Origin of the sequence: Mesorhizobium tamadayense (assembly GCF_003863365.1) — a bacterium.
GTDB lineage: Bacteria > Pseudomonadota > Alphaproteobacteria > Rhizobiales > Rhizobiaceae > Mesorhizobium > Mesorhizobium tamadayense.
In genome coordinates, this window is sequence record NZ_RQXT01000059.1 from 1 (window position 1) to 12,387 (window position 12,387).

The 12,387-nt window shown below is 57.4% G+C and carries 10 protein-coding genes; 1 reads left to right on the forward strand and 9 read right to left on the reverse strand.

The features are described from left to right. Window positions 1-91: 91 nt before the first annotated feature. The 8 genes from EH240_RS31275 to EH240_RS31310 all read right to left on the reverse strand — a co-directional run bounded on the left by EH240_RS31275 (window position 92) and on the right by EH240_RS31310 (window position 10,094). On the reverse strand, window positions 92-583 hold the full coding sequence (locus EH240_RS31275; RefSeq protein ID WP_125005797.1) for an Lrp/AsnC family transcriptional regulator: 492 nt from the start codon (window positions 581-583) through the stop codon (window positions 92-94). A 20-nt stretch (window positions 584-603) separates the two neighbouring features. Continuing rightward, on the reverse strand, window positions 604-1,326 hold the full coding sequence (locus tag EH240_RS31280) for a haloacid dehalogenase type II (protein ID WP_125005799.1): 723 nt from the start codon (window positions 1,324-1,326) through the stop codon (window positions 604-606). A gap of 510 nt (window positions 1,327-1,836) precedes the next feature. Continuing rightward, window positions 1,837-3,291, reverse strand: a complete 1,455-nt coding sequence (gene terL, locus EH240_RS31285) for a phage terminase large subunit (RefSeq protein WP_167484242.1) — start codon at window positions 3,289-3,291, stop codon at window positions 1,837-1,839. A 2-nt stretch (window positions 3,292-3,293) separates the two neighbouring features. Next, window positions 3,294-3,746, reverse strand: a complete 453-nt coding sequence (locus EH240_RS31290) for a DUF5681 domain-containing protein (RefSeq protein ID WP_125005802.1) — start codon at window positions 3,744-3,746, stop codon at window positions 3,294-3,296. Then, window positions 3,743-5,116 carry a site-specific DNA-methyltransferase gene (locus EH240_RS31295; RefSeq protein WP_125005804.1) on the reverse strand — a complete coding sequence of 458 codons (1,374 nt, stop codon included), beginning with the start codon at window positions 5,114-5,116 and terminating at the stop codon, window positions 3,743-3,745. The genes EH240_RS31290 and EH240_RS31295 overlap by 4 nt, the downstream gene beginning before the upstream one ends. A gap of 601 nt (window positions 5,117-5,717) precedes the next feature. After that, window positions 5,718-6,110 carry a hypothetical protein gene (locus tag EH240_RS31300; protein WP_125005806.1) on the reverse strand — a complete coding sequence of 131 codons (393 nt, stop codon included), beginning with the start codon at window positions 6,108-6,110 and terminating at the stop codon, window positions 5,718-5,720. Between the two features lie 97 nt (window positions 6,111-6,207). Continuing rightward, a complete protein-coding gene (locus EH240_RS31305; RefSeq protein ID WP_125005808.1) occupies window positions 6,208-6,990 on the reverse strand; it encodes a hypothetical protein in 783 nt (260 codons plus the stop codon). 1,232 nt (window positions 6,991-8,222) lie between these two features. Then, a complete protein-coding gene (locus EH240_RS31310; protein ID WP_125005810.1) occupies window positions 8,223-10,094 on the reverse strand; it encodes an adenylate/guanylate cyclase domain-containing protein in 1,872 nt (623 codons plus the stop codon). Between the two features lie 680 nt (window positions 10,095-10,774). Here EH240_RS31310 and EH240_RS31315 point away from each other — a divergent pair. Further along, window positions 10,775-11,680 carry a LysR family transcriptional regulator gene (locus EH240_RS31315; RefSeq protein ID WP_125005812.1) on the forward strand — a complete coding sequence of 302 codons (906 nt, stop codon included), beginning with the start codon at window positions 10,775-10,777 and terminating at the stop codon, window positions 11,678-11,680. On the opposite strand, the gene EH240_RS31320 is transcribed toward EH240_RS31315, so the two are convergent. Next, entirely contained in the window at window positions 11,664-12,368 is a 705-nt protein-coding gene (locus tag EH240_RS31320; protein ID WP_125005814.1) for a peroxiredoxin-like family protein, read from the reverse strand. The genes EH240_RS31315 and EH240_RS31320 overlap by 17 nt on opposite strands. Window positions 12,369-12,387 lie beyond the last annotated feature (19 nt).

Sequence of the window (12,387 nt, forward strand, 5' to 3'; positions counted from 1 at the left end):
ACGGATTAATCGACCTTTTGCGCAGAGCGACGGTCCAGTTGCTGCCTCTGCAAATCCGCCCAGCGCATCGTTTGTGCCTTACACAGCGTCGCTAACTGTCATTGACTAGTGATTTCAACGGGATGGCGCCACGGTCAAAGACCGTTTTGATAACGATGTAGCTGAAGTACTTTTCAACACCGATGTTCCGATCGAGGATAGATTCCATAAGTTCTTGATAGCGGGCCACGTTCTTGCAGACAAACTTAAGCAGATAGTCGTAGCCGCCACTAACCAGATGGCACTCCTGGAGCGTTTCATATCTGCGAATATCTGCCTCGAACTTGATGAAATCCTCTCGCCGATGGTCATTCAACGTAACTTCCGTGAAAACTGTTATATGCTCCACGAGTTTTGATAGTTGAAGGCGGGCATTGTAGCTGACAATGTACCCAGCTTCCTCAAGGCGCCTCACGCGAGCAAGGCATGGGCTTGGGGAAAGTCCCACCGCATCTGCCAGGTCCACGTTTGTAAGGCGACCGTTTTGCTGCAGCTGCGCGAGAATGTTGATATCGATGCGGTCCAGTTTTGGTAATCCAGTCATTCTCGCGCAACCTTGAAAAATTAGCCCCTGAGAGCTTCCTGGTGAGCCTTGGCGAGATCCGCCATGCTATTGAACTGGAAATCGTACTTCGGCATATCACCGGGGTGCATAGTGGCACCGAAGCCTTCCTGATCATAACGCCGGTAGATCCAGCACGAAGCTAGGCCATGGCGGTTCGCCGGGCCATGATCATGGAACATGCTCTCCGCAGTATGTAGAATCTCATGCTTCTGGATGCCGAGGGTCTCAAGTTTCTTGATCATGTATTCGAAGTTGCGGTCCGAGGGTTTATACGAGCCGCAGTCCTCCGCGGTGTAGATCGCATCGAACTCCACCTGGAGCTTCTCGTTGCTCGCTGCGAAGCTCTCGTTGTCGACGTTCGACAAAATGACCAGTTTGTAATGACGCTTGAGGTATTGCAGGGCTCCAGCGGAGTCTGTGAATGCCGGCCAATTTTTTACAAATTTGCCGTAAGCTATGCACTCGGCCCAAGTGGCTGATAAGCCCCATTCCTCCGCCAAACGTCTATAGACGATCGGCAGAAGTTCGCGATAGTTCTTGGCCGGTGTCTGTAATTGCTGGGACGACTCGTGACGAGCATGCGCCTCGAGTACTTGGTTCCGCGACAGCGGAGTCGGCAGCCGGCTGGTCAAGGGCTTGAGCCCCTCGAACATTCCAGATTCCCAATCGATCAAGGTGCCGTAGCAGTCGAAGGTCAGGGCTTTGAAGTCTGTCAATTTCATTGGCATAGGTCCTTAGTGTCGATGCGACAAGCTTGCGTTGAACGAAGGCGTTGACCGTCACGAGCATCGACAAGACGCACTGCTCGGCGATGCGCCCAGTTGACGGCATTCCGATCGAGAGAAGTGTGGCACGCGTTCAAGCCGAATTCGAATCGGGCATTCGTCTGCTCCGCAGATTTAAAGCCTCGACCTATCCTGCCGGCTTATATCCTCCGAACGCTGTCATCTTGCCCTGAAATGCGAGGCAACTGCCGTAAGACCGAGGCTATCAAACCGCAGGCTCTACCGAACACGGCCTTCTCTTTGGCATGATATGCTGCCGAGAGTGAGAGGGAAATCCCGCTGTGGATGGGATATTTCTCCACAGAAATAAGGAGTTTCGCCATTTCCCATTCGGACGGCCAGCATTTCAGGCAATCGAAACAGACCCGCTGGCCGGCATTTCGTGCTGTTGATGACGCGGCATCGGTGAGCGGGCTGATCGATTGCCTGAAAGCGCGGAACGAGTAATCAGAACGTCCCGACATAGAATCTGCCCGTCGGCTTGTCGTCCTTAATCCAAATAAGCGCCTGGGTCATGGAGTCGACTTGGTCGTCGTGCTTGCCGTGCGGGAACGCCAAGACTTCCAGCAAGAAATCGTCCTTCCAATGTGCATCTTTCGGCAGATGGACGTTGCCGTTCTCGATCATTGCGGAGACACGCGACAGACGGCTTTCCTTGTCCATTCGCGCCTTGACGGGTGTAGTGGAAACACCCTGATAGTCCAAGTCGGCAATCAAGCTTGTCCCCGATCCGACATCTTCGATTAGGACGATATCCGGATCGTGATCGTCGATCGATCTTTTCACCCTCTGGATCAGTTCCGGGTAGGCAGCTCGGATGCGAATGAGATCGAGCAGGTAGTAGTTGTTGTCATCTTTTGCCCAGGTCGTCCCGACGGAATAGTCGCAACTCGGATCGCCTTTCAGCGCTGTGTCCCAGCTCTGAACTATGGTCATTGAGCGACGATCGAGCTGCCCTGGATCGTAGTCGCGAAACCAAGTGCGCTTGACGATATTGCCGTCCGGTGGGGCAGGGGCTTGCTGGTATTGGGCAGAGAAAGTGAGCGATCCTAGATCCCGCTTCAGCCTATCGAGTTCAGGCACTCCAAGACGCGCCGGGTGGAGAAGGTCTCCAATTTTGCGCTCGTGCCGGCGATTTGCGCTTATCGGAATGCGCTCGTCTTCTTCGGCGGTCGCTGAGAGGTTGAGGTGCTCCCAGCCACCGGCCTCGAGCAGAACACCCGCAAGATCATCGACGTGGAGCCGTTGCATTACCAGAATCACGGCCCCTGTGGCCGGATTGTCAAAGCGCGACATCAACGTTGTGCGAACCCACTCCGCACACTTGGTGCGTGCCGTCTCTGAATGGGCATCCTCAGCTTTCAAGGGATCATCGATAATGATGATATCGCCGCCGCGGCCGGTCAGCTGACCACCGGTTGAGGTCGTCAATCGGCCGCCTCCAAGCGTCGTCTGCAGTTCGTTCTCGGTGTTCTTGCGAGGGCTGATCTTGAAGGTGGGGAACATCGATCGATACCAGGCGGAATCGACGACGTTTCGAAAATCGTTGGCATGCTTGACCGCCAGCGGCTGCGAGTAGGAAACGCAGATCAATTTCTTCGAGGGATCGCGCCCGAGAACCCATGCTGGGAATGCCACCGAGGTGGTGACCGACTTCAGCGATCTCGGCGGCATAGTGATAATCAGGCGCTTGCACTGGCCGAGCAGCACCCTCTCGAGTTGGTACGCGATCGCGCGAATATGCCAGTTAGGCAAATATTGCGAACGATCGATGGCCGAGAAAGCCAGCCCGACAAACGTCGCCAGATCATTGCGGGCTGCATCTACGAGAACGTGGAACGGGTCTGGACGCTCCAGAGACCGCGATGCTTGCCGCCGCGGCTCGAGGAAGTGTGTGTTCATCGTCATTCTTCCTCGTCGGCGGCCAAGTCGCTGCTGCTGTCGCCGCCGTCAGTTGGCTGGTGATCGAGATAGTCACGCATCAACCCGATCATAGTTTGCGGATCGAGCGGACTGGCTTCAGCGCCAGGTTGGCCGGCTTCGTCGGGCTCGATCGCCCTCATGCCAAGTTGAAGGGCCTGCACCGCCGACCTGTAGTCGCCAGCAAGCGCATTGTTACGCATCTTCAGCAGGATGGCTTCTAGAGCAGTGACTGTCGTTGTCTTTCCATTCTGCTGGATCGTGATCGGAGCGAAGAGCGTATCGCTTACCATGGTTTTCATGTTCTTCTTCGCCTTTGGCCGGCCTTTCGGGTTGCCTGACTGACCTTTTGCGAAGCGATGCTCAGACGGCGGCTTGCCGTACCCGACTTCGTAACCGTCGAGCTCTTTGCGCTTTCCTCGTTCGCGGTTTCTCACAGCACGCCTCCCGCGGTTTCAGTTTCCAGGGCCGCCGACGGGTTCGAGGAAGCAGCGATGTCGGCCTGAGTGCGCTGCTCACTCAGTTCCTCGAACGTCTCGCCTGTAGCCGCGAGAGTGGCTTGCTTTCCGGTGTGCTTCTCGAAACGACGGATGATAAGATCGCAGTAGTGAGGATCGATCTCGACCAGGCGCGCCCGCCGCCCGGTCTTTTGTGCGGCAAGCAGTGTGGTTCCCGAACCTCCGAACGGATCGAGCACGACGTCGCCGCGCCTGCTGACGTCGAGCAGCGCATCGGCAACTAGATTGATCGGTTTGACAGTTGGGTGTGATTCCAAATCGCTCATCCGGTCAGTGCCGAAGCTGTTGATGCCGCGATAAGTCCAGACGTTGCTGCGGTGACGACCGTGCTTGCCGAGCTCGATGTTGTTGCGGTGAGGTTCCTTGCCATTCTTGAACACCAGCACCAGTTCGTGCTGCGACCGATAGAGGCTCCCCATGCCGGCATTGGTCTTGTTCCAGACGCACAGGTTGAGAAGGTCGCCGAACGTTCGCTTGCCCCCGACGACGGTCTCCGCGATGTGGCGCCAGTCCATACACACGAAGGCGATCGCGCCCTGTCTGGAAAAGGCGGCGATTTGCGCGAATGACTGTTCGAGAAAGCCAGCGAACTCGTCATCGGACATCTCGCCGGAGGCCATCGCGAATTCGCGATGCTGGGTCTTTCCCAAACCGGTGACATGTCCGCCGATAGGAACGTTGTAAGGCGGATCAGTGAAACACACAGACGCCTTTTCATTCTGCATGAGCGTAGCAAAGACCTCGGTCGAGAGGGCGTTGCCGCAGATCAGCCGATGATCCCCAAGCAGGTATAAATCGCCGGGCTGAGTGACTGCTGGGCCAGTTGCCCTTTCAGGCAGCTCAGTGTCGTTCTCCCCATCAGCATCGTCCTGGTTGTCCGGTGAGAATTCGCCGATGATCAGATCGACCTCAGGAATCTCGAAACCGGTAAGGCTGACGTCGAAATCCAGATCGACAAGTGCTTGAAGCTCGATTGCCAGGATTTCCTTATCCCAGCCGGCCTTCTCAGCGATGCGATTGTCCGCGACGATGTAGGCGCGCTTCTGCTTCTCACTGAGATGGGTGATGGAAAGGGTAGGGACCTCCTTCCATTCAAGAAGGCGTGCCGCAGCAAGACGGCCATGACCGGCGAGCACGTTGTTGCTCTCATCGATCAGGATCGGATTCGTGAAGCCGAACTCCACGATGCTGTCGGCAATCTGTTTGATCTGCTTCTTGGAATGGGTGCGTGCGTTCTTGGAATAGGGGATGAGGGTGTCGATCGAAACGGTGTTGATGTTGGTGGGCATGAAATCCTCTGGGCATTGGGCGCCGGACAGCCAGCGCGACATGCCAAGAATTTCAAAACCTGTGATTCACGAATAGAGAAAAAGCGCACCGTTCACCGAAATTTATTCGGAAAGCGGTTTTGCGACAGCATTTCACGCACGGTGGCCCAGATCTAGGCCAACAAAATTTTTTGGCGGCACCGTGAACTGCTTCTTACCATTGACAAAATATTTTGGCGGCCCGGTTTGGTGGAGCTTTTCCACGCCAAAATTTTTTGGCGGTCACTTCCGTAACTGCTCGGAGCAATGATTGTAGTCTTGGGACCAGCGGAGTGGCGGAGCAAAGCGCGGCGGCTAAGCCTGCCATGTAGCCGATTTTAGCCGTGGCCTTCTGTGAGCTATTCAACTATATGGTGTATGATGCTATCTTAGGTTGAAATATAAGGAGAAAGCCGGTGTTCCAGGGATTTATCGACCCTCCAAGCCCTTTCGCTCCTATTGAGGAGTGGGTCGAGTTTCGCGCGAGTATGGAAAGGATCGAACAGCGAACGGCCGATATCCAGGAGTACATCGATCACGCGGATACCGAGATCAAGCGTCTCAGCGGGCAACCGAACCCTGATTAGATAACGTTCTGGCCCAGGCCAGACACCAGCAGTTTCGCTTCCTTGAGGCTTAACTGGCTGAGCGCCGCGCGTAGCGCCTCGCAAAGATCGTCTAGCCTCGGGTCGCTATCTTCCAAACCCATGTGACGACGTGCTCGGTGTTGGAAGTAGAGACAAAGCCAAAGATCGAGCACTGTTCCTTGCCATTGGCCGGTCTTGCGGAATTGCGCCGACATGGCGTTGGAGAGACCCGCGAGACGATCCAGTCCCCCGGCAACGTCATATCCGTTGAGGAAATGAGCAAAACGGTCCGATTGATCCCAGGTAAAGGGCTTCGGCATGGCCGAAAAGTCACCCTCTGCGGCGAGCCGTTCCCACACCAAGAGCCGCGTCATCGAACTGTGTTTCATGACACCGACCAACGCTCGAACAAGCTTGGCAGTCAACTCGGAATACCGGAGACGAACGCGCCATCCTCCGCAACAGCGACGTTCAGAGCCAGACGATTTAGTAACTCCAGGGGTTCTTTGGTGGCGCCGGATCGCCCTCTGGATCATGCAAGTCGTCTGGGTCGGGAAAGAGATTTTGCTCGCGCAGGTTCGACGTCAGCACATCAAGTTGGTTCTTCGCTTCGATGTGGGCCAGCCGCTGTTTGGCCCATTCGATCATGCGAAGGTACTCGGAACTGACTTGCGGGAGAAATTCAGCCGCCTTGGTGATCGTGCTCCGAAGGTCGGCCGCTTCCTTTTGATACTCAGCCAGTTGACGCAGAAAACCCAATCTGTTCGCTTCGCGATCTTGGCGCTTCTTGTGCAACTCTCGCCTGTGGGCCATGTGTTTGCGGCGACGTTCCTCCGCTTCGCGCTCCTCGCGGCGTGCTTTTTCGAAGGCCAGGTGGAAAAGAATGCCATCTGCAATCGGATCGAGCATGGATTCCAGGCTCTGATGCTTGCCGTCTTTCCAGCGCTTACGGGCACCATCCGCCCAGTTCTGAATTTCGAGACTGAGCTTCCCTGAGTAGATGTAATCATGCTCTGGCCAGAATCGCTCGTATGACAGCCATTGACCGCGGCGGCGAGCTATCTCACGGCGCCTCTCGTGCTCATCGTGCCTTTTCTGTTCTGCAAGGGTTGGAATATGTTCTTCTCGCCTGCGCTCTTCGCCGATCTCAAGCCGCACATCGTCAGGACTGATTTCAGTCCTTATCCCCTTCTCGCTATGGCTGAGCTTGATTTCCCGTTGGTCGAGAGCAAGTGCCAGGTGATGCAGAATCGATATCAGCCGGGACAAGGAGCTTTTGTGAACCCTCACACCAGGCACCGAGACCTCGCCGTACTGGTCAGGGTTCGCAGATCTCAGCGATGCGACAAGGCTAGAGACCGAACTGTGGGATGTCTTACCGGTTCGAAGACGACCTGTGCCTTTGGCGCACGAGGTGACACTCTTTTTTCGGAAACATTCCTCGTTTGGTCAGGAACAGCCCTCGCTTGTCTCTTCTCCTTTGATTTTCTCACTGTGCCGGCCGCCGCCTCGATCGCAAAAGCAACGTATGGGTTCACCGGTGGTTTGTAGGCACCGATGTGGACGGTCTCTAAAGTCGGATTGTCGATTTTCCAAAGCGGCGTCTTCGACACAGACTGGCCGGCTTCGATCTTTGCCCAATACCCGCGGCCGGGGACGGGTATCTGATAGCGAGCACAAATCTTCGCTAGTCCTCGGTCCGAAATGTCGAACCGCTCAGCGAGCGTGACGATGGGCGTCGACCAAACGAGGTCATACAATTCTTGGCGGGTGAAGGTGTGCTGCATCTGGGTTTTGGGCGATTTGGCGGGGGTGACGCAACCCAGGCGCAACGCAGCTCAAAGTCAAGCAAGGGGTGCGCATTAACAGCCCTCGAGATCCGAGTCGCTTCCCTGTTAGTGCGCTTTCGTTTCCCTGTTAGGCCGAATAGGGAATTTCCTCCCAAGAGTATGAAATTGCTACGGGAGTTGAGGTCGAATTTGGCTCGGGCGCCAAGAATCGCCGAGAATTCGCTGTTTTTCGGTGCCTAACAGGGAAACTCAGACAGAGACTGGTTCGCTGCTGACTGCCACCACCACCAACAATTTAAAGCATTTGATTTTATTGTATTTTCTAGCCACTTTGGACTCGAACCCCTTGGGGTCTTTGTAGAAAGCCCCACGGGGCGCTGGTGGTAAGGCTTCTTCTATACCCGCCTCGAGAGCCTGAATGGCTCAACAGGCCCTTTGACGTGACGGGAGCCGAATCTCCCAGGAAGGCGCGGGGAGACATCGCAGCGGGTCAAAAGGTGTCGGGCGTAATCAGTCGGTGAAGATTGCCCCGAAGCCGGGCAGCATGCGGCTTGCGTCGCTCGGCGGCGCAGCGTCACCGACCGACGCGACGCGGCCTTTCGGAATCGGAAGTCATGACCCAAGCGGTCTCGCAGTCCCGAGCCGGAAATGGCTCTAAGCTCCGGAAGGCCGTCCTTCGGTTCCGCTTCCTGATTGGCCTTCTGCCTTCGCCTAACTGACCTCCAGGCGCTCGATCAGCGCCCGATAGCGCGGATGATCGCGCAGAGGATTCATATCCACGTCCTGCGCCATCCAGTGAACTTGCTGCAATCCAAGCTGCGGCACGCAGTGCTCCAGAGTGTCGATCGCCTTTTCGACGGCGCCGATCGCCGCCAGGAAACACGCGACATTGTAGTGGCTGTTATAGTCCTCCGGGTCGATGGTGATCGCGCGCTCGGCCCACTGGAGGGCACGTTCGTCCAGGCCGAGATTGTGGAGGATGTAACAACCATAGGCATAGGCTGCCCCATCGTCCGGATAGAGCCGCATGGCTTTCTCGATGCGGGTAAGCAACTCCCCTGAAAGCCTGTCGGCTTCCTCCTCGTCGCCCAGTGTCTTGCGGCAATCCCAGAGCATGCACATCGCACCATAGCTGTTGCGATCAACCTTCGCCGCCTTCTCATAGGCGGCCGCGGCCTCTGCAAACTTGCGCTCCATGCGCAGCACGTCGCCCAAGGTCCTGTGCGCCTCGTAGAGATCGGGATCGAGCGCGATTGCTCGTCGGCAGGCGGCGCCTGCGAGCTCGATTTGCTCCTTCTGGAAATGCGCCATCGCGTGGGCCACGTGAGCTTCCGCCAGCGTCGAGTCCAAGGCCAGCGCGCGCTGCGCCTCGGCGCTCAAGGTGACAAGGTTTGCGCTGGGATCTCCGGATCTCAGCAACATGCCTTCAGCTAGCGCCAGCCCGGCCCGCGCCAGCCCGTATTCGGGATCGATCTCGAGCGCCCGCTGGTAGAGGCGTCGGGCGGAAAGGTGATTGCGACGGCCCAGGCGCAAGAAATGCTGCCGTCCCATGAGGTAATATTGATAGGCTTCGACGTTCTCGGTCGTGCGCTTGCCGATGGCAGCATACTCGGCCGGCATCAGCCGGATCTTCAGGGCATCGACGATGGCCCGCGCGATCTCGTCTTGGAGCGCAAATATGTCGTTGAGATCACGGTCGTAGCGCTCGGCCCACACATGATGCCCACTCATCCCGTCGATCAGCTGCGCGGTGATGCGAACGCGACTACCCGCCTTGCGTACGCTGCCTTCCAGCACATGCGAAACGCGCAATTGCCGCGCCACTTCGCTGACGTCCATCGACTTGCCTTTGAGGGCAAAGGTCGTGTTGCGCGCGGTGACTGCCAGCGCCCCGACCTTGCTGAGGTCCGTAATGATGTCCTCGGTGATCCCGTCAGAGAAGTATTCCTGCTCTGGGTCGCCGCTCATGTTGGTGAAAGGCAGCACGGCGATCGATGGTCGGTTGCGGAACGGAAGGGCATCCTTGGCCGACGGCACGGACGAGCTGGTGGGGGATTGCTCAATGGACATGACACGGTAAGCGCGTACCGGCTCCGCAATGTTGTGAACCCGTTGCTCGCCGATATCCGTATAGACGTATTCGAGTTTGCCTTTTACTTGATCGTAAATGGCGTGCCCGATGCAAACGCCGCCAGGCTCCGCGAGCTTTTCAAGCCGTGCCGCGATGTTCACACCGTCTCCGTATATCGTGTCGTCTTCGACGATCACATCGCCGAGGTTTACGCCCATACGGAACGCCATACGCCGGTTTTCGGGGAGCCTGGCGTTCTCGCCGCCCAGCTCGCGCTGCAGCTCGATCGCACACTGCACGGCGTTAACCGCGCTGCCAAACTCGATCAGCAGGCTGTCCCCGGCCGAGCCGACGATGCGTCCGTGGAACCGGGCGATTTTGGGCTCGAACACCTCAGCTCGGAGCCGCCTCAGCCGTCCCAGCGTTCCCGACTCGTCGGCCGCCATCAGCCGCGAGTAACCTGCCACGTCGGCAGCCAAGATCGCCGCAAGCCTGCGTTGCTCTTCTCGCAAGGGACGGACCTCCCGCCAGTTGGAACAATCTTAGCCTAAGAAACGGCGTGAGCGAGCCCTTGTTCGGATGCCTGGAATCCGAAATTGGCGTTAAGGAAGCATATCGTAGCGAAATTCGACTGCGCGGCAGGTGCAGAACCATACGGAACGATGCGGGAAGATTTCTGATTCAAGCCCACGAAATAATCAATGAAATCAACAACTTGAGTACATCCTCCGGGCCCGCCATCGTCGTTATTAATCAATGGTTTAGACGTAATCTCAAGCTAGGTTCGCCAAATCAAAACTGGCGAACCTCCGTGTATCACATTGATATTGTTGATTTATGGTGGGCTTCTGAGGACTGTCAATGGATTGCACAAACGAGCGGCGGCAAATGGATCGCATTACTCTCCCTTTTGAATGGAAGCCGCCCAACGCGACCGGTGTAGCCAAAGGACATCCCGCGAGGCGCGCGCCAAGGTCGGCCCTCGTTCTCCGCGGATAGTTCTCAAACCTCGTTGGTAGATCGTCCCAAGCAGGCGCAGCGGATCTTCGCGAGTCAGCGCTTCTATCAATTGTGCCTTAGATCCTTCTATTGGCTGGGCGCTATCACCGGTTTGCCGCAAGCCTTCCATTGCTTTAGTCTGCGGACATGTCGTAGTTACTGACCGATCGTTTCGCTGAGGGGGCGAAAGTTCATGGAAATGCAGCAGGTCCGCTATTTCCTGGCCCTGTCCAGCACCTTGAACTTCACCAGGGCAGCTGAAGAGTGCAACGTCACGCAACCTGCGTTGACGCGCGCGATCAAGACTCTTGAAGATGAGCTGGGCGGAGAGCTACTGCGGCGCGAGCGCCAGCATTCTCATCTGACTGAACTCGGCCGGCGCATGCTGCCTTTGCTGCAGCAGTGTTACGATGCCGCTACTTCCGCCAAGTCGCTCGCAAAGGCAGTGCAAAGCAGCGAGGTGGCTCGCCTCAACGTCACCATTTCGAACAGCGTCAATATCGCACTGCTGGTTTCGCCGTTCACGGAGCTTTTCCGCGCCTATCCCGGCGTCCACCTCAAGATCAACCGCGGCTCACCGGGTGCCGTGGTCGACGCTCTCAAAAATGGCGAGGTCGAATTGGCAGTGGCCGGTCCACTGGGACAGGCCTGGGATCGGCTCGATACATGGGCGCTCTTCAAGGAAGGAATCGAGCTGGTCGTCAACTCGGATCATCCGCTTGCCCGCCGCAACGAGGCCGATGTCGCTCTGGCCCAGCTCGCAACGGAACCTGTGCTCAGCAGGATCGACTGGGAAACCAGCGAGGAACTGTCGCGTTGCCTTTCCGAGAAAGGCCTTACGCCGCGAACCGCACATGAAGTCGAGACCGACCAGGATCTCCTCGCACTGCTCGAGGCCAACGCCGGAGTCGGCTTCGTCTCGCTGACCGCGCCTCGGTCTCCGAGCACGCGCCGGCTCAAGCTTCGCGACCTGGACGTTTCGCGGGTCGTCTCCGTCTACGCGGTTGCCGGCCGGCATCGATCCCCGGTCGCCACGACCCTGCTCAACCTGCTGAGGTCGACCGACTGGTCGCCCTTCGGCGTCAGCGAGCCCGCCTGAGCGCCGTGATCAGGTCGTCAATGTCCATACGCTGGCGGTAGTCGGGATCGACGAAGCGATCGGTGATCACCCCATCCATGCCGACGACGAAAGTCGCGGGGATCGGCAGGAACCAGCTGGCGTTGCCTTGATAGTGCGGGAGATCATACGCAACGCCCATCAACCGCTCCATCTCGGTGCCGATCCAGATCGCAAGGTTGAGCGAGAGCGCATAGCCATTGTCCATGTCGGTCAGAAATGGGAACTGCGCCCCGACCGCGGCCTTCATCGCCTTCGCAAACCTGCGCCGCTCCGGCATGATCGCCACGACCTGTCCGCCCAGCGAGGCAATTTCCTGCTGCGCCTCGACGATGCCAATGGCATTCAAGCGGCAATAGGGGCACCAGTGACCGCGTTGAAAGGTGATGACCGCGGGACCCCGCAGAAGAACTTCGGCCAGGCTGACCAGCCTGCCCTCGTCGTCAGGCAACAGGAATGCAGGCATTGTATCGCCGGGAGCAGGCGCCAAGCCTCCAGCGCCTTGTATTTCCAGGCGTACCACTAGGCGTTCGACCGCGTCGGCAAAATCCGGATTCAGGCGACGCACGGCCGCGGCAATCACCGCCATCCGTTCATTGAGAGGCGCATCAAGTTCGATGGCTGCCTGGACGGACTGCTCGAATGTCATTGCCTGGTCGTCGGCGGCCATTTCTGCACTTTCACGAGTC